The organism is Paenibacillus piscarius, assembly GCF_022234545.1.
Taxonomy (GTDB): Bacteria; Bacillota; Bacilli; order Paenibacillales; family Paenibacillaceae; genus Paenibacillus_AQ; species Paenibacillus_AQ piscarius.
The window spans coordinates 134,933-158,709 of record NZ_JAIEUI010000003.1 but is presented as its reverse complement, the minus strand read 5'-3'; the positions used below and the strand labels follow the sequence as shown (position 1 = coordinate 158,709).

The 23,777-nt window shown below is 54.9% G+C and carries 19 protein-coding genes; 11 read left to right on the top strand and 8 right to left on the bottom strand.

Annotation, left to right across the window (positions count from 1 at the left end; translation table 11 throughout):
- The first annotated feature begins 148 nt into the window (after positions 1–148).
- Positions 149–496, top strand: coding sequence for a hypothetical protein (locus K1558_RS06695; protein ID WP_238650623.1), 348 nt, complete (start codon positions 149–151; stop codon positions 494–496).
- A 19-nt stretch (positions 497–515) separates the two neighbouring features.
- Here K1558_RS06695 and ald read toward each other — a convergent pair whose 3' ends face one another.
- Positions 516–1,649 (bottom strand): alanine dehydrogenase, encoded by a 1,134-nt coding sequence (gene ald / locus K1558_RS06690; protein WP_238650622.1) that lies wholly within the window; start codon positions 1,647–1,649, stop codon positions 516–518.
- Between the two features lie 281 nt (positions 1,650–1,930).
- On the opposite strand from ald, the gene K1558_RS06685 reads away from it, so the two are divergent.
- The 6 genes from K1558_RS06685 to K1558_RS06665 all read left to right on the top strand — a co-directional run bounded on the left by K1558_RS06685 (position 1,931) and on the right by K1558_RS06665 (position 8,588).
- Positions 1,931–3,250: an ABC transporter substrate-binding protein gene (locus K1558_RS06685; RefSeq protein WP_238650621.1), complete on the top strand. Its 1,320-nt coding sequence runs from the start codon at positions 1,931–1,933 to the stop codon at positions 3,248–3,250.
- 428 nt (positions 3,251–3,678) lie between these two features.
- Positions 3,679–3,807 (top strand): hypothetical protein, encoded by a 129-nt coding sequence (locus K1558_RS32710; RefSeq protein ID WP_274528444.1) that lies wholly within the window; start codon positions 3,679–3,681, stop codon positions 3,805–3,807.
- Positions 3,808–4,057: 250 nt separating this feature from the next.
- Positions 4,058–5,830: a sensor histidine kinase gene (locus tag K1558_RS06680; RefSeq protein ID WP_238650620.1), complete on the top strand. Its 1,773-nt coding sequence runs from the start codon at positions 4,058–4,060 to the stop codon at positions 5,828–5,830.
- Between the two features lie 27 nt (positions 5,831–5,857).
- On the top strand, positions 5,858–6,649 hold the full coding sequence (locus tag K1558_RS06675; protein ID WP_238650619.1) for a response regulator: 792 nt from the start codon (positions 5,858–5,860) through the stop codon (positions 6,647–6,649).
- Positions 6,650–6,866: 217 nt separating this feature from the next.
- Positions 6,867–7,748 (top strand): carbohydrate ABC transporter permease, encoded by an 882-nt coding sequence (locus K1558_RS06670; RefSeq protein WP_238650618.1) that lies wholly within the window; start codon positions 6,867–6,869, stop codon positions 7,746–7,748.
- 12 nt (positions 7,749–7,760) lie between these two features.
- Complete coding sequence (locus tag K1558_RS06665) at positions 7,761–8,588, top strand: carbohydrate ABC transporter permease (RefSeq protein ID WP_238650617.1); 828 nt, start codon at positions 7,761–7,763, stop codon at positions 8,586–8,588.
- A 221-nt stretch (positions 8,589–8,809) separates the two neighbouring features.
- Here K1558_RS06665 and K1558_RS06660 read toward each other — a convergent pair whose 3' ends face one another.
- The 7 genes from K1558_RS06660 to K1558_RS06630 form a co-directional block, all read right to left on the bottom strand.
- Positions 8,810–9,541, bottom strand: coding sequence for a class I SAM-dependent methyltransferase (locus K1558_RS06660; RefSeq protein ID WP_238650616.1), 732 nt, complete (start codon positions 9,539–9,541; stop codon positions 8,810–8,812).
- A 100-nt stretch (positions 9,542–9,641) separates the two neighbouring features.
- The gene (locus K1558_RS06655; RefSeq protein ID WP_238650615.1) at positions 9,642–10,778 is read right to left on the bottom strand and encodes a glycoside hydrolase family 88 protein; all 1,137 of its coding nucleotides are present in this window, start codon (positions 10,776–10,778) and stop codon (positions 9,642–9,644) included.
- A gap of 18 nt (positions 10,779–10,796) precedes the next feature.
- Complete coding sequence (locus K1558_RS06650; protein WP_238650614.1) at positions 10,797–13,130, bottom strand: helix-turn-helix domain-containing protein; 2,334 nt, start codon at positions 13,128–13,130, stop codon at positions 10,797–10,799.
- Positions 13,131–13,183: 53 nt separating this feature from the next.
- The gene (locus tag K1558_RS06645) at positions 13,184–14,068 is read right to left on the bottom strand and encodes a carbohydrate ABC transporter permease (protein ID WP_238650613.1); all 885 of its coding nucleotides are present in this window, start codon (positions 14,066–14,068) and stop codon (positions 13,184–13,186) included.
- Positions 14,069–14,081: 13 nt separating this feature from the next.
- The gene (locus K1558_RS06640; protein ID WP_238650612.1) at positions 14,082–14,999 is read right to left on the bottom strand and encodes an ABC transporter permease; all 918 of its coding nucleotides are present in this window, start codon (positions 14,997–14,999) and stop codon (positions 14,082–14,084) included.
- 83 nt (positions 15,000–15,082) lie between these two features.
- Positions 15,083–16,669 (bottom strand): extracellular solute-binding protein, encoded by a 1,587-nt coding sequence (locus K1558_RS06635; protein WP_238650611.1) that lies wholly within the window; start codon positions 16,667–16,669, stop codon positions 15,083–15,085.
- A gap of 871 nt (positions 16,670–17,540) precedes the next feature.
- The gene (locus K1558_RS06630; protein ID WP_238650610.1) at positions 17,541–18,770 is read right to left on the bottom strand and encodes a Zn-dependent hydrolase; all 1,230 of its coding nucleotides are present in this window, start codon (positions 18,768–18,770) and stop codon (positions 17,541–17,543) included.
- 195 nt (positions 18,771–18,965) lie between these two features.
- Between K1558_RS06630 and K1558_RS06625 the strand changes: the two genes are divergently transcribed.
- The 4 genes from K1558_RS06625 to K1558_RS32985 all read left to right on the top strand — a co-directional run bounded on the left by K1558_RS06625 (position 18,966) and on the right by K1558_RS32985 (position 23,755).
- Positions 18,966–19,841, top strand: coding sequence for an aldose 1-epimerase family protein (locus tag K1558_RS06625; protein ID WP_238650609.1), 876 nt, complete (start codon positions 18,966–18,968; stop codon positions 19,839–19,841).
- Between the two features lie 249 nt (positions 19,842–20,090).
- On the top strand, positions 20,091–21,080 hold the full coding sequence (locus K1558_RS06620; RefSeq protein WP_238650608.1) for a glycosyltransferase family 2 protein: 990 nt from the start codon (positions 20,091–20,093) through the stop codon (positions 21,078–21,080).
- Entirely contained in the window at positions 21,077–22,186 is a 1,110-nt protein-coding gene (locus K1558_RS06615) for a polysaccharide pyruvyl transferase family protein (protein WP_238650607.1), read from the top strand. Before K1558_RS06620 ends, K1558_RS06615 begins: the two co-directional genes overlap by 4 nt.
- A 42-nt stretch (positions 22,187–22,228) precedes the next feature.
- Positions 22,229–23,755, top strand: a complete 1,527-nt coding sequence (locus K1558_RS32985) for an oligosaccharide flippase family protein (RefSeq protein ID WP_238650606.1) — start codon at positions 22,229–22,231, stop codon at positions 23,753–23,755.
- The last annotated feature ends 22 nt before the right edge of the window (positions 23,756–23,777 follow it).

The window sequence follows — 23,777 nt, the reverse complement described above, 5'->3', positions numbered from 1 at the left end:
CCTCAGCCTATAAATAGCAGAATAAGTGATTACATTATAGTACGCCGCCTGCCGGTTGCCTATAGGAACACACCAGATTTGTGGAGGAAACCTGACATCCCATGAAGAATTTGCGTCAAAAGCAAACGGGTGTGGAGCGATAGCTTACATGGATCGTGTGGCCGGCCCGCTCACCCTCGACGTGCCCATTGTGATCGGTTTTCCGATTATATTCGGCCCGCGCACCCTTGAAGTGCCCATTGTGATCGGTTTTCCGATTACATTCGGCCCGCTCACCCTCGAAGTGTCCATTGTGATCGGTTTTCCGATTACATTCGGCCCGCTCACCCTTGAAGTGCTCATTGTGATCGGTTTTCCGATTACATTCGGCCCACTCACCCTCGAAGTGTCCATTGTGATCGGTTTTCCGATTACATTCGGCCCGCTCACCATAAAAAAGCCCGGTGATCGCTCACCGGACTCCATCTCTGTCTTTTTTGTTGCCCGTCTGCTCTAGCCGACTTTTCTGTCTATAGTTAGATCAGCGTAAACTCCTGCTCTACAGCAGCTTCAACCGTGAAGTATTCTTCCCCAAGCGCTTCGGCTACGGCCTGGCAGGTGATTTTGCCGTTGGCTACGTTGACGCCGCTCTTCAGGCCGGCATCGTCTTCGATCGCCTGGAACACGCCTTTGTTGGCAATTTGCAGGGCATATGGAACGGTGACGTTGGTTAGGGCGATGGTCGAGGTCTTGGCCACTGCGCCCGGCATATTAGCTACCGAGTAGTGCAGTACCCCATGCTTCTCGAAAACAGGGTTATCGTGCGTGGTCACCCGGTCAATCGTCTCCACAATCCCGCCCTGGTCAATCGCCACATCGACAATGACGGAGCCCGGCTTCATCGTCTGCACCATGGCTTCGGTCACCAGCTTGGGCGCCTTGGCACCTGGGATCAGAACAGCTCCAACCAGCAGGTCCGCTTCGGCAACCGCTTTGGCGATGTTGTACGGATTGGAGATCAGGGTGCTGATCTGCGCACCGAAAATATCGTCGAGCTGGCGGAGCCGGTCGGCGCTCAGGTCGATAATGGTCACCTCAGCGCCGAGGCCGATGGCCATCTTCGCCGCGTTGGTGCCGACCACGCCGCCGCCGATAATGCTGACCTTGCCGCGGCTTACTCCGGGAACACCGGAGAGCAGGATGCCCTGTCCGCCGTAGTTTTTTTGCAGGAATTGGGCACCAAGCTGTACAGCCATACGTCCGGCTACCTCGCTCATCGGGGTGAGCAGCGGCAGGGTGCGTCCATCCACTACTGTCTCGTAGCCAATGGCGAACACGCCTTTGTCTTTGAGGGCGGCAGCAAGGGCCGGCTCTGGAGCCAGATGCAGATACGTGAAGAGAATCAGACCCGGACGGAAGTAGCCATATTCGCTGGACAGCGGCTCCTTCACCTTCATTACCATTTCAGCGGCTGTCCACACGGCGGCAGCTTCTGCAACCAATTCCGCCCCGGCTGCGGCATACTCTTGATCCGGAAATCCGCTGCCTACACCGGCTCCCGCTTCAACAAGTACCTTGTGGCCTTCGGCTGTCAGACTCACTACACCTGCCGGAGTAATTGCTACCCGGTTTTCATTGTTTTTGATCTCCTTCGGTATGCCAATAATCATCTCTCATCGCTCCTGTCTGGTATGGTTCTCTTATGTGAAGAATCATAACATACAGGCTTCCGCTGTATTTTGGGTAAAAAGAAAAACATGAACTGACATGATTGTGTTTTTACACAATAGAACGATTCCCTGCACTATCGCCGTTCTTACCCTAATCCGGGGAGTGAATTGTAAAGTTATGTTCCATATTCTCCTGTTTTTTGTTCCTTCTGACGCTTCCGGCCATCTGTTATTCTTGAGTTGCAAGCTTATACAGTATACACACAGGGAGGTTGTCGCTTTTGAATAAGAGCCGTGTTATCGCCGGAATCACTTCACTCGTGCTGATCATGGGATTGGCCGCAGGCTGCGGGAACAGCAGCAATACATCTTCAGCGGGCAACGGAAACTCTGCCACAGGCAAGAATGCGCCGGTAACGCTCAAAATGTGGGGCGGCGTCCCGCCGGAATCCGGTCCGCAGCAGGTCGTGGACAACTGGAATAAAGAACACCCCGATATTCAGGTGGAATATGTACGCTATGTTAATGATGATGACGGCAATCTGAAGCTGGACACGGCGATGATTACCGGCCAGGATGTGGATTTGTTCGTGAACTATACGCTCTCCCATACCGCCAAGCGGGTGGAGTCGGGACTGGCGTTGGACCTCAGCACCTTCACCGATTACAACATTGAAGAGAAGATGGGTGCGGACACTGCGAGCTGGAAGATTGACGGCAAGTTCTACGGCGTTCCGACGACCAAAAGCTCCTATTTCGTCGCCCTGAACAAAGACGCCCTGGACAAGGCCGGCCTGCCGGTTCCGAAGGAATGGACCTGGGATGAGCTGCGCGAGTATGCGAAGAAGCTGAAGAACGGCGATTCGTATGGTTTTATTCAGAATATGGAGCCCTTCGTGGACCCTCTAGACTCCGTACTGTCACAGGACGGCTACACGAAGCCGGATGGCACCTCCAATCTGGATCATCCGCTGGTCAGACAATGGCTGGAGACGCTGAACGGGATGATGCAGGAGGATAAGACTACACCGCCGCTCGGCGAACAGTTGACCTCCAAAATGCCGGTAGAGCAGGTATTCCTCAGCGGAGAGGTGCCGATGCTCAATATCGGGGCGTGGCTGCTGCGCAGCTCGAATAACTTCACCGACTTCCCGCGTGATTTCAAAATCGCCTTCGCACCGGTACCCCGGCTCGCAGAAGCTGCCGGTGACTACGTAACCCGCGGGGGCCTCGGCGATTACATCTCCATCAACGCCAAGTCCAAGAAGCAGGAAGCGGCCTGGGAATTCCTCAAGTGGTATTCCGATGGCGGCATGGCCCCGATGGCAGAGGGCGGAAGACTCCCGGCGTCCAAGGATGCCAATCAGGAGGATGCGCTCAAGAGCCTCATCGGCGATAAAGGCGACACCTATGATCTGGATTCCCTGATGTACGTCATGTTCGACAACAAGACGCCGACCTATGTCCGCAGCCTGCCGCAAGAAGTAATGGACCTGCGCTCACAGGAGTACGAGAAATACTTCCTCGGCTCGCAGTCGCTCGACCAGACTCTGCAGGCCATGGCAGCGCGGCATAACGAGTATCTGAAGCAGAAGAAGTAGCGGCTCGGAGGGAGATAGCGAAGATAACGGAGAAGGCGAAGAAATAGAGAAATGCAGTTTGCTTGAGTTTCTTGAGTGTGCTTGCGGACTGGGATGCGCTTATTTGGGCAAAACGCGCTATTTTGGAGGCTACGCGGACTCAGATGCGCTTAACTACCATTTTCCCCCTCATTTCCGGTTACCTGGAGGGATATAACGGCCTCTGAGTCCGCACACCGGCATAAAGCTGACTTTTTCGGCAAATAAGAGCCTGTGAGTCCGCCAGTCTGTCGGTCTGTCGATTCGCCAGTCCATCAGTCCGCCGAACCATCAGTCCGTCAATCCACAAACATAGCCGGCACAAGCATCCAGGGACCCTCATTACCGCTCATACTGGCAGATCGCTTATAATCAGGGAGGAGGGACTTCTTTACAGAGGAGGAATGAAAATGCTCAGAAGCTTCAGATCCTTTGACAGGACCATCATTATAGGCGGATTAGTATCGGCGGGAGTCATGCTCCTGGCTGGCGTGTTTCTTCTGCTTGCGCTGAAGTACAACATCATTCGTTTGAACTGACGTCTTATGCCCCTGCATACTCCATGAGGTCCCTTACCAGGCGGAGCGGATAACCATCCGCTTCGCCTTCTTGCGCTGTCAAGCCCCCCGAATAGAACAAAACTATGCATTTTCGCCATCCTCCCGTGCCCGCTGGAACAAAACCATGCAATTTGAAATATCGCCAATCCGGCGGAGGGATTATGCTATAATCTAGCATATCAACTGGCCCGGACCGGGCAGGTTCAGTCAGGCTTGGAGGTGCTTCCCTGTGTCACAGCTGCTGCGTATGCTGATCCCCCAGAAGTTGAAATACCGGCTGTTCGCTGCGTTTGTGTGCCTGATTCTGCTGCCGTTCGGCGCACTGAATGTCTATAACTATCAGCGTATTGAGACGCTGGTCCAGAAGAAAATCAGCCAGCAGAGCCACTATCAGCTGGAGCAGATGTACCGCACGCTGGAGGACCAGATCAGCATCGCCTTCAAGACACTGCTGTTCCTGAAGCAGGATGACACGGTGAAGTCCGTACTTCTCCATCCTGAGCAGCGGAATGAGCTGGAGAATAAGCGGCTGATGGAGAATATTTTCAAGAACCTGAACAACAGCTTCTTCCTGTATAATCCTTCGGTCTACTTCATGATTCTGGACTTGACTGAAAGCGCATACACCTCATACCCGCCTAAAGATTCACTGGTCTACTCCAAACTGCGGGCCAATCCAGGATTCGACCGGAAGCAGATGGATAACAACTCCTATCACTGGGTGCCTAATGATACGAACTACGTACTGCGCGATGTCTCTACCAGTGCCTACCTGCTGTCCTTATACGCCTATCTGGAGGATGCCCGGAACCAGCCGTACGGCATGGCCCGGATCAGCATTGATTATACGTACTGGCTGCGCTCCATCCACAAGCAGTCCGACCTGGAGCAGCAGTATTTCCTGATTACCCGCTCTGGAGAGGATATCTCCCAGTCGGTTCCGGGCAGCCAGCTATCTGACAAGGTGAAGGCAGGCTTCGCCGGGCAGCCGGGACAGCAGTATTTTATCGACAAGGACTCGAACGCCCTGATTAATTATATCTATGTGGAGTCGCTGGACTGGTATATCGTCAACCGGATTCCGCTGTCGGTGCTGTTCGTGGAGATTGAGGGGCTGAAGCAGCAGTACTTCCTTACGTTCCTGGTGCTGACGAGCATCTTCCTGATGATGACCTTCGTGATTGCTACGACCATTACGCGGCCCTTGTCCCATCTGCAGAACAAGATGAAGGCGGCGGTGCAAAAGAACCTGAAGATCCGCCTGCCGGAGCACAAGTTCAGCGGGGAGATTCTAGAGCTGACCCGGACCTTCAATACGATGCTGGACGACACCAATCTGCTGATTCAGAAGCTGAAGGCGGAGGAGCGGCAGAAGGAGGCGGTGCATTTTCAGATGCTGCTGGCCCAGACGAATCCCCACTTCCTGCTGAACACGCTGAATACGATCAAATGGATCGCCATCCGCGAGCAGAATGAGGATATTACGAACATGACCCTGTCGCTCGGCAAGCTGCTGGAGGCCAGTCTAAATACCGATAAGGATCTGATCCATCTCAAAGATGAAATCGGGCTTGTCGAAGCCTATGTCCATATTCAGCAGGTCCGTTACGCCCACAAATTCGACTGTACCTTCACATATGACGAGGACATTCTGTATGCGCTGGTGCCGAAGCTCAGTCTACAGCCGCTCGTGGAGAACGCCATTATTCACGGAATCAGCAGGCTGCCCGGCCACGGCCTGATTGAGCTGAACGTCCGCCGCGAAGAGCACCGGCTGATTGTGGAGATCAGGGACAACGGCGTAGGCATGGAGCAGACCGGAGGCACCAAGGCTCCGCGTAAGCGTCCGGGCATCGGGCTGAGTAATATTCAGGAGCGGCTGCGGCTGTTGTTCCGGGAAGAGGGGCAGCTTGAGGTGCTCTCTACCAGCGAAGGCGTTACGGTCCGCTTGATGCTGCCGCTGCTCCTGTCCACACCTTACGGCAACGAACATCCGGCTTGAGACGCATAACTACGGGAGGGATTACACATGTGGAAGGTACTGCTCGTGGAAGATGAGGTATTCGTACGGGAAAGTGTCCGCGAGATTATCGCCTGGGAAGAGCTTGGCTTCACGGTCAGCGGAGAAGCGGGCAACGGGGCAGAGGCGCTGGAGATGATCCGCGAGGATGCGCCCGATCTGGTGATTTCGGATATCGTCATGCCGGAGATGGATGGCGTCGAGCTGCTGCGCAGAACCCGTGAGGAGGGGATTGATTCCCGCTTCGTCATGCTGACCTGTATGAATGACTTCGAGAATGTGCGGCAGGCCATGGAATACGGGGCGTCCAATTATATTCTAAAGCTGTCGATGAGCGTGAATTCACTCCGGGACACGCTGCGCAAGATCAGCGGCGAGCTGGAGAAGAACCGCAAGGTTGAACCGGACAGCCCTCAGGAATCCACCCCGCCACCGCCGGCCCATGAAGAGATTACGAGCCACCCGGAGATCCAGAAGATCCTCCACTATCTGCATGAACACTACGCTGAGGATATTACCGTGAAGTCGATGTCCCAGTATGTCATGATGGCCGAGAATTATGTCAGTACCCTGTTCAAAAAGAAAACCGGCCACACCCTGATCCACTATCTGCACCGTGTAAGGGTAGATCAAGCGATCCGGCTCCTGACCGGCTCCGATCTGCCGGTCTATGAGATCGGCAACCGGGTCGGCTTCGTGAGCGATAACTACTTCATCAAGATCTTCAAGCGCCTGACCGCGCAGACGCCCAGCCAATACCGACATCAGCAGCGGGAGAAGCCGGATCGCCTGAGCCTATAGTCTGCTGTCCATACAGCTATTCTAGCGGCATTCCTTACGGGAATGCCGCTTTTTGGTCTGCACACGGATAGAACATAACTAAGACCGGAGCGCCTGCCGCCGCTTGTGTAATTGTATATTTCTGTGCCATGAAGTGGGGGGTTTTGTTCCTTATCGCCCTGAAGGACGCTTGCTATGCTTGTAATGTACTTATTAAGACCTGAAGGAGTGGGCTACTGTGAAGGCAACCTGGATGCGGCGCCAGCAGCTGCTGGGCTATCTGTTTATCGGGCCCAATATGATTGGCGTGATGCTGTTTTTTATCATACCGGCTATGTATTCGTTCTATCTCATGTTTACAGATTACAAGTTTATGAATCCCAATACCAAGTTCATCGGGCTGGCGAATATCCGGCGGATGCTGGGGGATGAGGTCTTCTATATTGCCATCAAGAACACGCTGCTGTTCCTGGTCTCTGTGCCCATATCGATTGGGCTGGCGTTCCTGGTGGCAGTCATCCTGAATCGTTCCGTCTATCTCAAAAAGCTGCTCCGCGCCCTGTACTTCATGCCCTACATTACCAGCGGCGTAGCCGTAGCCTTCGTCTGGATGCTGCTGTTTCACCCGAATAACGGGCCGGTTAACGGCATTCTCCGCTCTATGGGCATCGACAATCCTCCCGGCTGGCTGTCCACGATGGATACGTCCATGTATGCGATTGATATCATCTGGATCTGGTTCATGCTCGGCTATAACATGATTATCTACCTCGCCGCCTTACAGGAAGTATCCGGCGAGCTGCTGGAGGCAGCCACCATCGACGGTGCCCGCACCTGGCAGACGGTCCGCAGCATTCTGTGGCCGCTGGTGAGTCCTACTACTTTTCTGCTGCTGATTACCGGGCTGATCATGTCGATCAAGCAGTTTGGCATCATCCAGGCGATCACGCAGGGCGGTCCCGGCAACAGCACCACCGTATTATCTCTGTTCATCTATCAGAATGCCTTCCGCTATTACGAGATGGGCTATGCATCCGCGGTCTCCTGGGCCCTGTTCCTGATCATTCTGATCTTCACCGTGATTCAATGGCTGGGCCAGAAACGCTGGGTTCACTACTAAGGAGCTGAGAATATGAATAAAGCCGCCGTTACCAAAATCATCGCTACCCTAATCATGCTGTTCTTCAGCATCGTCATGATTGTGCCCTTCCTCTGGATGATCAGCACCTCCTTCAAAACCCCATCCGAGGTATTCCGCTATCCGATCCAGTGGATTCCCGACCACTTCAACTGGAGTCATCATATTAAGGTGTGGTCCGGCCAAGGCAGCTTCGTGCCTTACTATCTGAATTCCCTTAAGGTCGCTGTGCTTAGCACCATCGGGGCGGTCGCCCTGTCCGCCTTGGCGGCCTACGGGTTTGCCCGAATTGAGTTCAAGGGACGGAACACAATGTTCCTGGTCTATCTGTCGATGATGATGGTTCCTCCGCAGGTGCTGTTCGTGCCCAAATTCATCATGTTCGACTGGGCCGGCATCTATAACACCCACTGGGCGCTGATTCTGCCCGGCATGTTCACTATCTTCGGCGTGTTCATGATGCGGCAGTTCTTCCTCTCCGTTCCCCATGAAATCTCGGAGGCCGCCTTCATCGACGGTGCCGGCCATTTCCGCATCTTCTCGCGGATTATCCTGCCGATGGCCAAGCCCTCGCTGGCGACACTGGCGATTATCGACTTCTCCTGGCACTGGAACGATTATGAGAACGCGCTCGTCTTCCTGATCGACCAGGACCTGTTCACCGTTCCGCTAGGGCTACAGAATTTCATCCTGGAGAACAATGTCGATTACAACGGCATGATGGCCGCCGCAACCGCCGGGATCATCCCGATGATCCTCGTCTTCCTGCTCGGCCAGAAGTACATTATCGAGGGAGTGGCCAGCTCGGCGGTGAAGGGGTGACGGGGCGAACTCTTCAATTCAAGTAACTGATTGTATTTCCTGCAATAGAACACGCATTGCCGACCGTAAAATGAGATTCTATTGTATTTCATACATTGGAATGTTGTGATTTGACTGAAACGCGGTCTTTTTTCAACATTCAATTGTACGGAATACAATAGATCCTATTTCGAAGCCTTTTAGACAGCATTCTGTTGTACAATGTGCATTTGCTATCGTTCCTACGCCTTCACCGCCACCCAGCCGTCGATCAGATAAGCGCTGAAGAACCGGGATATGGCCGTGAACCCGGCCTCCTCCAGCAGCTTCTCTATCTCTGCAGCAGGGAGCGGATGGGAGGTGACCCCGAACGATTGCTCGAAGGTCTGCCACTCCTCCTCCGCGATCCCATTACCAAGCATATGCAGCCGCCAGCCTGCCATCTGCAGCTCCCATGCCGGAGAGCCGGGCACTCCGCAGATGGCGGACATACACAGCGGCGCGCCCGGCTGAAGCCGTGCGGCAATGCTGCGGAGCAGCGCCAGCTTGTTCTCCCGCCCCTGCACGAAATGCAGCACCAGCATACAGGTTGCTGCATCATACAGCGCATTACTGCTCCACGCGGAAAGCTCCGTAAGGTGCAACCGCACTCTGTCGGGCAGACCCGGCAGACCCAGCAGACCTGAAGCCTCCAGCCGCTGCTTAGCAGCTTGAAGCATACTATCTGAGGTGTCCAGGCCGGTGAAGCTCCAGGCCGGGTGGCTCAGGCCCAGCTTCAGGATCTCCTGTCCCCCGCCTGCTCCCACGACCAGCAGCTCCGGCTTCTCCCGCTCGTCCAGCCGCGCAGTCAGCAGCGTATCCATCAAGTCATATTGCAGCGTGTATCCAGGAATTTTGCGGCTGATATTCTGTATATACTGATCTCCGTCGGCCTGCTCCCATGGGCTGTCTGCCCCGCTTATGTTGTCTCTCATTCCATCCCCTCCGAAAGCAATAATCGGTACATAACCCCAACAGGTCATGTACCGATTATCAAGTCCGGACGCGGAAACCGCCATCCCACATAGCTGGGATCTATAGCACTGGCCGCTCATACCAATACCCCGGTATCCCCCGTTCCAGCCGCATCAGCGCCTCCAGATAATAATAATCCCCCCAGATGGTGTAATCATCCGGCGAATCCCCGGCTCTGGCCGAATACGCGCCGTGCTCCAGCAGACCCTCAGCCTGAGCGCTGCCATGAGTCGAATAACGCTCCGCCAGCGCTCTCACCGCCGCCTCCCCCGCCTCCTCGAAGAAGCGGCGCTCCGGGTCACCGGCATCCAGCTGCGCCGCAATCTCCAGCAGCCCGCAGGCGGCAATGGCCGAGGCCGAGCTGTCACGCTTCGTTCCCGGTTCAACAGGAACGTCAAAATCCCAATAGGCGACCCCATCCTCCGGCAGATGGGCCACGAAGTAACGGCCCAGCCGCTTCGCCGTCTCCAGCATCTCCGCGCTCTTCAGATACCGGCTGATCAGGGCGAAGCCATAGATGCCCCAGGCCTGACCGCGCGTCCAGGTCGACCCGTCCCTGTAGCCCTGATGGGTGCCGCCCCGGATAGCGTCTCCGGTCACCGGATCGAAGAAGAACGTGTGGTAGCTGGAATCATCCCCGCGTACCAGGAAGCGGCGGGACTTCAGGGCATGAAGCTCGGCCACCCGCCGGTAGGCGTCATTGCCGGTCTGCTCATGCGCCCAGAGCAGCAGCGGCAGATTGAGCAGACAGTCGATAATGATCCGCCCGCCGTTGACCGCATCGCCCTCCCGTCCCCAGGCCTGGATCAGGCCGGGCCCTTCGCGCCAGCGCTTCATCAGCATGTCCGCTGCCTCCAGCGTAAGCTGTCTGGCCCCTTCATCCCGTTCGATGATCCACCGGGCCTTGGAAGACAAAGAGTACATGAAGCCGATATCATGATGATCGAAAATAATCTTGTGGTCCATCCGGCGGCGGAAGCTCCGGACGGTGCTTAACGCCTGCTCGCGGTAGAGCGGATCTTCACTGTACTCGGAGCACAGCCAGAGGATGCCGGACCAGAAGCCCGCCGTCCACTCCGTATTATCATTCAGCGTATAGTGCTCATCCCCCGCACTCACATGGGGGAAACGGTCCCCGAATCTTGTAATATTGCGTTTCGTTACGCGAAGTGCATCCTCAATCGCTTGTTGCCACATGTCAGCATAGCCTCCTTGTTATACTTGATCTTGCTGGATCAGCCGGCTGGCCTGTTTATACTGGCCCGGAGTGATCCCCTCATATTTCTTGAACACCCGGATGAAGGAATTGCTGTTCAGGAAGCCTACCCGCTCCGAGACCTCCTGAACCGTCAAATCATCCGCCTGTAATATCCGCTTCGCCTCTTCAATCCGGTACTGGTTGATATAATCAATGACATTGGTGCCGGTCTGTTCCTTGAAATACTTCGAGACATACGTAGGATGGAACCGGAAGCGTTCCGAGATGTGGGTTAGCCCCAGATTCACATCATTGTAGTTCTCATGAATGAATTCCAGCAGCTGCTCCTTCAGCTCGGTGTTGTGGGAACGCTTGCGTTCATGCACCATCTGGCAGACCGTCTCCAGAATCTGCAGCAGCTCGGTCTCCATCTCCTCGAAGGTCTCACAGGCGAACAGCCGCCGGATCAGCTCATTGCGCCGGGTCAGCTCCTTCTGGTCATCGGTCTTGATCTGCTCCGTAGCCTTCAGCATGGTCCCGATCAGCTCGAACATCAGGCAGCGGGCCAGCTCTACGGACAACGGCTCCCCGGCAAAATTAGTCATCAGAATCTCATTCATGACCTCGGTAGCGCGGGCATAGTTGCCTGTGGCAATATAATTGACCAGCTGACGCTCCAGATCGAGCGGATAGTACAGCTCCTCCTTGGGCTGGCGGATGCGGTCCTGGTCAATGATCTGGCCGATGCCGAGAATCAGCCGGTATTCCAGCGCCTCCTCCGACTCCCGGAAGCAGGCGGCGATATCCGCCAGGGACGTATGGACACTGCTGATGCCCACCGAGAAATAGATCAGGAAGCGGGACTGGATGAAATGCTGCGCCTCTCCGGTCGCCCGGATCAGGTGCGGAATGGCCACCGCCGTATCCCCCCGGAGATTGACCAGCAGCGCGATCCGTCCATCCATTTCGGCGGAATAGACCGGACCGGCCGGCCCCAGCAGCTCCTCCAGCACATTGGTCAGGATCAGATGGACGAACTGGCGTTTCTCCTCCTTGTCCTCCGGGGCCCGTGTGCGGAACAGACCCTCATAATTCTCTATGTGTACCAGCAGGACCGCAAAGGCATCGCTCTCCAAAGAAAGGCCCAGACGCTCCATCTCCCCGGCAAGCCCCTCTCCCGGCTGTACCCGTCCCTTCAGCAGCCTCGCCAGGAAGCTGCTGCGCACCATCGTCTGCTGCTCCTTGAGCCGCGTGGCGAACTGGTCCTGCTCCTCCCAGGCCCGGGTCAGCACCGTCTGCAGGATGCCGAACTCATCATCCGGCTGCTCCAGCTTCCCCTTGACCTTGTCGGAGATAATATTCATAATCCGGCCCAGCGGCCGGTAATTCCGCCGGGTGAACCACCAGGCGGCGACACCGCCCAGCAGCAGGACCGCGGCCACACCGGCGAAGGTGATGCTGCGGATGACCATCAGCTTCTTGGCATAGATCCGGGTCGGCACGACGGAGACATACTGCCAGTCCTCCACCTTGGAGGAGATCTGCGAGACCGTCACGGATTCTCCGTTCCAGTCGGCTGTGCCGGTCCGTCTTCCGCTGTCCTTGTTCTGCTGCAAATATTGCTGAATGGTGTAAGGGGTTTCAACAGTGCCTGTGGAAAAAAGCGTACGCCCGTCACGGTCCAGAATGAATACAATACTCTCCGGCTCCAGCCGCACATTGTTAATCGCCTGCTGGAACCGTTCCGGGTCGAGCATGACCACAAAGGTAGCCGGGCTGTCCGGCGACACCTGAACCGGATAAGGCTGAAGGTAGACCAATGTCTCCTCGATGCGGAGGTCCTCGCTGAGGACTTTCATTTTGCGGAAGGCGCTCTGGTCTGACTCCTCCATCAGCCTGGTCCACTCCGGCCCGCTTACCCCGGTCCCCTCATAATAAATCTCATACAGCAGCTTCTTGGACACCAGCGAGGAGGAGGACAGCGCCACATCCGCAGACTTCACATAGATATACAGCTCGCGGATGAGCCCGTTCCCGATGCGGATCGATTTGAGGTTCTTGATCAGGTCCAGCCCCATCAGCCGCCATCTGGCATCCTGCTCGGACGCATGGTTAATGAAGCTGCTGAGCTGGGAGTCGGCCATAAGCTGGCTGCTGATGCTGCTGATATCCTGAATCTGGCTGTCGATCGTCTCCTGCACCTGGGACAGCAGCACCATGTTAGAGCGGTTCACCTCTTCCTTCAGCAGATTGCGGGATTCCGCAAATACAGCAGCCCCGATCGCAATAGGGATGAGCAGGATGACCAGATAAGAGAGGCTCCAGGACAGCAGGATGCTTTTCTTTTTCATGGCGCTCCTCCTCCTTGTTCATGATGTGGGTCCAGTGCTGGTGCGGCTCCGGTCTATTCCTTAATTGCGCCGATCATGACGCCCTTCACGAAATATTTCTGCAAAAACGGATAAATAAACAGAATCGGCAGCGTCGCCACCATCACCGTTGCGTACTTCACACTTTCACCGATCGCTTCCTTATCGCCCATGGCGGCCGAGGTGGTCATCGAATCCGTGCTGTTCTGGATCAGAATCTCCCGCAGCACCAGCTGAAGCGGATACAAATCACGGTCGCGGATATACAGGATGGCGCTGAACCAGGAATTCCAGTGGCCCACCCCGTAGAACAGAATCATAACCGCAATGACCGGCATGGATAAAGGCACCACAATCCGCCACAGGATGCGCAGCTCCCCCGCCCCGTCAATTCTGGCCGATTCCAGCAGACTCTCGGAGATTCCCTGAAAGGCTGTACGCATAATGATCAGATTATAACTGCTGACCAGCCCCGGCACAATCAGCGCGAGCAGGTTATCCCCGAGATGCAGGGTATTGTTAATCAGCAGGTAAGTCGGAATAATGCCGCCGTTGAAGAACATGGTGAACACAATGGCCAGCATGATCGGATTGCGCAGCATGAAGCTTTTGCGGGAGAGAGTATAGGCCCCCAGGATGGTAAAAAGCAGATTGAGCGCCGTGCCCAGCACCACGATCACCAGCGTATTCCGGTAGCCGGAGAGAATGCTCGGATTACTGAGCACCAGCTTGTAGCTGTCCAGATTGAACCCGTCCGGGAGCAGCAGCAGCCCGCTGTGGGCCATCAGCCGGTTAGAGTCGCTTAACGAGGCATTCAGCACATGCCACAGCGGATACAAGGTGATGATAATCAGCAGGACCATGAGCAGCACGTTGAGGCTGTCAAACAGCTTTTCCCCTATTGTTCGTTTAATCGTCATGAGAATCCTCCACTTAGAACAGCTTATTGTCGGATACCGCCTTGGAGAGACGGTTGGCGCCGATGAGCAGAATGAAATTGACCAGCGACTGGAACAGGCCGACGGCCGTCGTATAGCTGAACTCTGCACTCTCGCTGATCCCTTTGCGGTAGACGAAGGTGGAGATAACATCCGCTGTATCGTAGACGTTCGGGTTATAGAGCAGGATCACCTTCTCGAAGCCGATCTCCATCAGCCCTCCTATGCGGAGAATCAGCAGAATCACAATCATCGGGATAATCCCCGGCAGGGTAATATGCCACACCCGGCGCAGCCGGCTGGCCCCGTCCACCATCGACGCATCGTAGAGCTCGGGATTAATTCCGCTGAGCGCCGCCAGATAGATAATGGTCGAGAATCCAAGCTCCTGCCAGATGGAGGAGGCCGTATAGATCGTGCGGAAATTCCCCGGATCACTCAGCAGCGCGCTGCTCTCCCCGCCGAAGAACGTAATGATCGAATTGAACAGCCCGTCACGGGCGGAGAAATCGACCACCATTCCGCAAATGACCACCAGGGAGATAAAGTGGGGGATATAAGAGACCGTCTGCACCGTACGCTTGAATATCTCATGCCTCAGCTCATTGAGCAGCAGCGCCAGCAGGATCGGGGCCGGGAAGCCGAACAGCAGCTGGTAGAAGCTGAGGATCAGTGTGTTTTTGAGCACCCGCCAGAAATAATAGCTCTGAAAAAAATCACGGAAATGCTGCAGCCCCACCCACTCACTGCCCCAGATGCCTTTGCCGACGGTATACTCCTTGAAAACAATGACCGCGCCATACATCGGCAGATACTTGAAGACCAGAAAATACAGAACCACGGGGAGTGCCATCCAGTAGATCACTTTATTCTGCTTGTAATTCAGCCATACCAGGGACAACTTCGAGGTCACAAGTCTCCCTCCTTTCTTCTGCAGGACCAGCCTGCGGGGCAAAAAGCTCAATCTGCCGCTCCGCAGGTGGCCTTCCTCCTGATTTATCTTGCGTTGTAGCGGTCAACCGCCGCCTGCTGAATTTCAATCGCCCGCTTCACATTGAACTTGCCGATCTGGGCTGTGAACTTGTCGAAGTTCTCCAGCGGCTCAGCGCCGATAACGAACTTGATGAACATTTCATCGCGGTAGGTGGTGATGTCGCTCATGATTTTGCTGTACTCACTGGATTCCTCTGTAGTCAGGCTGACGGGCGGAAGACCGACCTTAAGCGTATTCTCACTATATTTGGAAAAGAGCGTTACCGCATCCTTCTGTTGCTGATACTGGTAATACTGCTGGTTGTACCGGTCGTCATCCTCCCCGACAAACGGATAGTTGGCAATGAAATGCTTCGCCATCGCCTGAACCACCGACAGTCCGTCCGGGTTCTTCAGAATCTCATCCGTGTAGGTCGGATACCCGTCCTTCATCGTGTACGTCACGCCTTCTACGCCGAAGTTCTTCAGCATGTGGCCTTCTTCACTGAAGAAATAATCCAGCGCCTTCACGGTCTCCTCCGGGTGCTTGTTACTCTTGGTGATCGTCGCTCCGGCACCGCTCCACTCCCAGGACCGGCCGGTGAACATCGGCTCATCGCCCTTGTGCACTACGGGGAACTGGACAGCCGTAAGGTTAGCCTCAGGCTCCTTCTCCTGCAAGGCAGGCAGATAACGCCCGATGCCGCCGCCGATGTAGGTGAAGAAGGCCCCGGCCTGGCCGCTTAGAATCTTGGCATCGAAGGTCTTCTGATCATTAGTGGCGAAGTCCGGATCGATCAGCCCCTCCTGATACCAGCGGTGAAAGGTGGTCAGGAACTCCTTGAATTCCGGCTCAACCGGTCCGAACGCCACCTTGCCGTCCTTGAGGAAGATCGTATTCGTGATGCCGTAGGCCTCCAGGAAATTGGCGGCGGCCGGGCCCATCGTCGTCAGCTTGGGCGGAGCGCCGTACAGGAGAGGGGCGGTGACGCCCTTCTTTTCCTTGAAGGCCTTCAGCACCGTCTCCCATTCTGCAATCGTCTCCGGCTGCTCCAGCTTCAGCTCATCCAGCCAATCCTGGCGGATGAACATGCCGCCGAAGGTCTTGTATTTGCCCAGCCGCAGATGCGGGATGGCGTAGATGTCGCCGTTATCCGCTTTCAACTGCTTCGCCACCTCGGGATTCTCGTCCAGAATCTTTTTCAGGTTAGGTGCGTACTGGTCGATCAGGTCGTTCAGCTTAATGATGCTGCCGTCCGTGTACAGCTTGGAATAATCGCCATAGACGAACATCACATCCGGCAGCTTATTGGACGCCAGCATGACGTTGAATTGCTCCGTCTCTGCCCCGACGGCCGGATGCTGGAATTCTGTTTTAATGTTGGTCTTCTTTTCCCACTCCTTGATCGCCGTAATCTCACTCATATTCTTCAGCGTAATTGAGACATTCGTGTTCAGCGACGCCCAGATCGAGATGGGTGTCGGCTCATCTGCCGCTGCTCCCTCTGTATTCTTGTTGCCATCCGCGCCGCCCGAGCAGCCTGCCAATCCGCCTATCGCCAGCAACAGGCTGGCACCCAACAGCATCCGCCTTCTCCAAGCTTTTTTCATCCTTGTCATCTCCCCCATCTGTTCGTAATCGATGTGCAGCTGCCGGAGGTGCATGAACGCAGCGTTTGCGATTCTGCTGCGTTTGCGATTCTGCCGCGTTCGGCCCTCCCGCTCATCTAACTTAACGTGTCCGCCCCCGCCTTGACTATCTCCCATTCTTGCCGCGATATCGATATATTGCTTACAGCCTGTCCAGCACAGGAATTGTATACGGATGTTGAGAAATTGGGATTGATTCTGTGTAAAGAGATTGAGCTAAGGAATTTTTGCGTTTTGGGATGAGCCGTGGCTCCAGAGAAGTTTTGGACTTCCGGCCGCTGTTGTATTTGAATTTCTTGATTGAAACCGATTCTCGCGGTAGAAATCCAAATACAAAGGCGGACGCTACCGCTCCTACAGTTCCAAAATTCCCCTCCGCCACTTTTCCCTTAACTTTATAGCTAATTAACTTAACCCAGCCGGCCAGCCCTGCCCAGGGGAGAACCATGTACCGCTCGCATCCGGCAGATTCTTGTATAGTTGTGCTCCACATTCGCTCCCTTTGGGCTGTATCAGGCCCGCGCACCATCGCGCCAGTACATTGTAATCGGTTTTTCGATTACATTTGGCCTGCACGCCGCTCCCGGTCCCATTGTAATCGGTTTTTCGATTACATTCGGCCCGGCTACCCTCGCGATACCAAATGTGTTCGGTTTTTCGCATACTATCGGCTCGCTTGCCCTCGTGAAGCCAAATGTTGTCTTGTCATGACTGTTTTTCGCATACATTCGGCCCGCGCGCCTTCACCAACACGAAAAAAGACACCGGTCAGGTGTCTTCATCACCAATCTATGGATTTCGCTTAGCCTTGCATAACTTAATTCCCCGCCGCTCAGGCGCGGGACAGCAGCGACAGCACCGTCTCCAGCACCACATTCACGCCCATTTCACAATCCTCGTAGGAGGTGAGCTCTTCCTCGCAGTGGCTTTTGCCGTTCACGCTGGGGACGAAAATCATCGCCGCCGGCAGAAATGAGGCCACGAACTGGGCGTCATGCCCCGCGCCGCTGGCCAGCTTCCGGCTGCTGTAGCCCAGCTTCTGCGTGGCGTCAGCCACCAGTCCGCAAATGTCCGGATCGAACCATACCGTATCGCGGCCCCACAGCTTCGTCTTCGACACGCTGCAATCCAGCAGCTCCCCCGGCAGGCCGTGAATGACCGCCTCGACCTCCCGGACCACGTCCATATCCTTATGTCTCGCTTCCACGGTGAAGATCACCTTGTTCGGAATCACGGTATGGATGTTCGGCAGCACGTTCATCCGCCCCATCGTGTAGACTAACTCAGGATCAAGCACGGACAGCTTGCGGCGCAGTTCCGCAATAATATCCGTGGCAGCAAACAGCGCATCCTTCCGCATATCCATTGGCGTCGTCCCAGCATGATCCGATTCCCCGGTTACTTCAATCTCATAACACACCATCCCGACCACACAATCAACCAGACCAATCTTGAGCTTCTCCTTCTCCAGCACAGGGCCTTGCTCGATATGCAGCTCCAGATAAGCCGCCGCTTCCCTGACCCGGTTCTCTGCCTCCCCCGCATAGCCGCTGGCAACCAGCGCCTCGCCGAAGCTGACGCCCTCCGCGTCCTTTTTCCCCAGCATGTCCGCCTTATCGAACTTGCCGGATAAGACGCCCGAGGCCATCATCGACGGCTCAAACCGCGCCCCCTCCTCATTGGTGAAGTTCATCACCGTGACGGGCAGCCGGGGCTGAATGCCATGATCCACCAGGGTTCTTGCTACCTCAAGACCGGCAATTACGCCAAGCACGCCATCGAATCTGCCGCCCTTCTTCACCGTATCCAGATGCGAGCCGATCACGATTGGGGGGCCTTCGGTACTTCCGGCAAGGGTGGCATACATGTTACCCAGATCATCCACCTTCACGCTCATGCCCAATTCCTCACAGCAGGAAGTGAAATAGCGGCGCACCTGCACATCCTGCTCCGACAAGGACAGCCGGGTGACTCCGCCCTTGTCCGTTCGCCCGAATTCCGCAAAAGCCTCAATCGTATTCTTCAGCCGCTCACCGTTCACCAATAGTTGCTTCACCTGCATCGGCTTATTCCCCCGTTTCCGCTGATATGGAATGATTGCTATCCTTATATGTTAACGAATTCCCCATGTTTGTCATTTGACAGATTGTCAAAATTATAGACCGGTTAATTTCCGTTATGTGCTGGCACCTGCGGGGAAGTCTGATAGAATATGAGACGTCAGGATTACATATCGCGAAATGAAAGGGGTAGAAGTATGAACACTATTTTACGCAGCGGAGCGGCCGTGGCCGAGATCCGTTCACTCGGCGCTGAGCTGGTCAGCTTCAGAAGAACCGATACAGATACTGAATATATGTGGAGCGGAGACGCCGCCTATTGGACAGGCCGCTCCCCGGTGCTGTTCCCGATGATCGGAGCAGCCGCAGGCGAAGCCATCCGGGTGAACGGACAGGCGTATCCGCTGGCCCGCCACGGCTTCGCCAGACGCAGCGAATTCACGCTGGTAGAGTCCAGTGAGACACAGGCGGTCTTCCGCCTCTCCCACAGCGGGGAGACACTGGCCAGCTATCCGTATCCGTTCCGTCTGTATCTCACCTATACCCTAAGCGGCAGCACGCTCCACATCGGCTACCGGGTGGAGAATCCCGGTGATGGGGAGATGTTCTTCCAGCTCGGCACCCATCCGGCCTTCAACTGCCCGATCGGAGGAGAGGGCAGCTTCACCGACTATTATTTGGAATTTGAGCAGCCGGAACGCCTGGAGCGGCTGTTCCTGAACGAGAATGGCCTGATCACTCCAGGCAAGAGCGAGGCCATGCTAGACGGGGACAACCAAATGCCGCTGAATCATGAGATGTTCGCGCATGACGCCTTAGTCTTCCGCAATGTCCAGTCCAAATCGGTTACCCTGAGAAGCAAGCAGTCTGCTAAGAGCGTAACGGTCGCCTTCACGAACTTCCCTGATCTCGGCATCTGGCAGCCGAAGAATGCACCGTTCGTGTGCATCGAGCCTTGGCATGGCGTGGCGGATATGGAAGGCTTCACCGGTGATATCCGGGAGAAGCAGAACGTCATCACCCTGCCGCCGGGCGGCGAGTTTACCAGCGCGCTGGCGATTACATTTAACTAAACTTCAACAGGCGAAGGCCGCAGTCACCTCCAGGGTGCTGCGGTCTTTTTGCTGCGGAGCGGGTGCTGAATCGCGGCCTTTTCCCAGGCAGCTTACGCCCTTCTGCGGATGATAAGTACACTAAAGTAGTATATACAACCTTTTGACCCGGATAGTAAGATATTCACAACTCAAGTGACGCGAAGACCCTTGCACAATACAGCAATAAGCTGCGATTGCATTCTCCCTGGAAAGGAAGTGACTGCTCAAGTGAAGCCAGAGATCAGTATTATTGTGCCGATCTACAAGGTGGAATTGTACCTTAAGAAATGTGTGGATTCGATATTAGCCCAGACCTTCAAGGATTTCGAGCTGATTCTGGTCAATGACGGATCGCCTGACGGGTGCGGTGACATCTGCGAGGCCTATAAGGCGCTGGACCCCCGGGTAGTCGTGATCCATAAGCAGAACGGGGGGCTGTCCGATGCCCGGAACTATGGAATTGAGGTGGCAAAAGGCAGGTATATCGGGTTCGTGGACAGCGATGACTGGATCGGGCACGATATGTATGAATCCCTATATTCCCTGATTACCGCCCATGATGCGGATATTGCCGTGTGCGGCCATGTTGAGGTTATGGACGATGTGCCGCTTCCGAAGAGCTTCACCCATGAAGTCCACGTCTATAATAACGAGCAAGCCCTTGATAAGCTACTGGAGGATACCGAGATTCAGAATCTGGCCTGGGATAAGCTGTACAAGGCAGAGCTGTTCACCCACGTGAGATATCCGGTCGGCAAGTACTTCGAGGACATTTTTACCACCTACAAGCTATTCCTCCAGGCCCGTACCACGGTCTCGCTCGACTCCCCCAAATACATGTATCTGAAAAGAAGCGACAGCATCACCGGCGCGATGAACACCCGGAAATATTATGACCGCTTCTGCGCCGCACTGGAGATCTACGAGACCATCCGGGAGCAGAATTATCCGGTTGCCGAAGAGATCGCACTGTGCCGCACCGTTACTGAAGGGATCGAGCTGTGCAATTATCAGATAATTACCGGCGAGAAAGCCATGAACAAGGAATATCTGGTTGAGCTGGGCGGGTTCCTGAACAAGCATATCTCGAAGATTCTCCGCAACCGGAAGCTCCGCCGGGAGATGAAGACCGCCTCCGTGCTGATCATCACCAGCTCTACCATCTACAAAATGCTGTATTATTCCAAACTCCGCCTGAAGGGAAGTAATATGATATGAGCCAAGCCCTTGAGAAGATCCTGCCGTTGTCCTTCCGCAATTATGTAAGCAACATACCCGTCTATCAATACTATAAGGGCTATCTGAGCTACCGGAATGCATATAAAGGCAAGACGAAAGCTATCTACGTTGTCGGCTCACCGGAGCATGACAATCTCGGCGATCATGCGATTACGTATGCACAGATGAACTTTTTGCGCAAAGCTTTTCCTGACTATACCCTGATTGAGATTGTCGCCAACCGGCTGATGCATAACATGAAGTGCCTGGAGGAGTTCTGCACCCCCGAGGATATCTTCGTGCTTCAGGGCGGGGGCAACTTCGGAATTGAATATTTCCGGGAGGAAGAGGTACGCCGCAAGATCATCTCCGAATTCCCCAATAACAAAATCATCGTCTTCCCGCAAACCATCTACTTCGGCGATACCGAGCTGGGCCGCGCGGAATTCAAGAAGACACAGGACCTCTACGGTTCCCATAAGGACCTTACTCTGGTCGCCAGAGAGGCAACGTCGTACGAAATTATGAAAGCCGGTTTCAGAAACAACGCAGTGCTGTTAACACCGGATATTGTCATGTCGCTGGACATCACGGAACCGCAGAAACAGCGCCACGGTGCGCTTCTGTGCATCCGGGCCGACAAGGAGAGCATCTTCGGTGATCAGGACAAGCGTACCATTGAGTCGTATACCGCGAAGCATTACAGCAGCATCACGTTCACGGACACCTGTATTGAGCGCCCTGTCTCTGTACAAGACCGCGATATGGAGCTGAACACGTTGTGGGATCAGTTCAAGGGGGCGGAGGTTGTGATTACGGACCGGCTGCACGGGATGATTTTTGCCGCGATTACGTCTACACCTTGCATTGCCCTTGGCAATTACAACTATAAGGTTGTAGGCAGCTATGAGTGGATCAAGCATCTGGGGTTCGTGAAGTTCACGAACAAGCTGGATGACATCCCTGGGCTTCTGGAAGAGCTAAAACAGCTTGAATACCCGCGATACAATAATGAATTCTCCACTGCGCATTACAGCCAGATCATTCAGGCCATGTCGGGCAGCCCTGCTGAGGCAGCGGCGGCTTCATCCATCGTGACCGCTTAAGCTGTAGCAGCTGACATTCTCCGTAGCGAGGAAGCGATCTGTGTGAAAACCAATATTAAACTTGCCGCCATCATCACCTATGCTTCCGTATTCCTGGGCGTGATTATCTCCCTGGGCTCGACTCCCTTCATCGTATCTACCCTGGGAAAATCCGAATACGGATTGTTCTCCCTGGTGAACTCGATCATCGCCTATATTGTCCTGCTGGACCTGGGCTTCGGGAGTGCGGTCATCCGTTTCAATGCCAAATATATCTCTGAGAATGACGCCACCGGCCAGCGCAATATCAACGGGATGTTCCTGCTGCTGTTCTCCGCGATCGGTCTGGTCTCTTTTCTGGCCAGTCTGATTCTGGTGCTTAATTTCGGCTCGATCTTCGGCAGTCTCCATGAGAAGGAATTAAGCATTCTGAAGCAGATCTTCATCATTGCGGCGGTGAATGTGGCGGTGTCGTTCCCGCTGAACATTTTCAGCTCGATTATTACGGCTTATGAGCGGTTCGTCTATCTCAAAATCATCAACCTGATCCGGGTCGTCCTGTCTCCGGCCATGATGGTGCTGGTGCTGGTGTTCGGCTTCAGATCCACAGGAATGGTGACGGTCGCGCTGGTGCTGAATCTGGCGATCGGTGTGCTGAACGTGGTATTCTGCCGGACCAAGCTGAACCTGAAGGTCCGCTTCCACGGCTTCGATACCAAGCTGTTCAAGGAGATCTTCAGCTATTCATCGTATATTCTGCTGTCGTCCATCGCCTTCCAGATCTATACGAATGCCGACCCGCTGATCATCGGGATGTTCCTGGGAGCGATGCCCATCGCGGTCTTCGCTATCGCTGCCCAGCTCAATACGTATATTCTTAATTTCTCGAATGTCCTGGCCAGCTTTTACCTGCCGAAGCTCACCAAGATGATCGTCAAGGGAGCGGATCAGGCGGCCCTGATGCTGGAGCTGGTCAAAATCGGGCGGATCCAGGCACTGATCGTAGGCTATATCGTCTCCGGGTTCGTGATCTTCGGACAGAGCTTCATCCTGATCTGGCTCGGCGAGGGCTATAGACACGCCTATACGATCGCCCTGATCATCATCATCCCCCAGATCACCTCAATTGTGCAGTCGCTGTTCGCCACGATGCTGGAAGCGATGAATATGCACCGGGTGAAGGCGTTCATCTATTTCTCGGTGGCCGTGCTTAAGGTCGCCTTGACCTTCTGGTTCATCCGAATCTGGGGCATTACGGGCTGTGCGGTTGCCACGGCCATCGGGATGATTATCAATGTGTGTCTGAATAATATCTACTATAAGTACAAATTGAAGTTCGATATCCTTCACTTCTGGCTGCAGATCCTCCGGGTATTCACTCCGGTGGTCGTGCTGACTGTGCTGGGCATCTTGCTGCTGAGCTTCGTCAGTATTACGTCCTACCTGTATCTCGGCCTGTATGTGGTCCTGTACTCTCTCATCTATGCGCTGACCATGTGGCTGTTCGGCCTCAATGCGGCAGAGAAGCAGATGGTGGCCGGACCGGTACGCAAAATAGCACTGCGCGGTCAGGCGCAGGGTTCCCGGTAATGTTATTAGGGGCAGCCCCAGG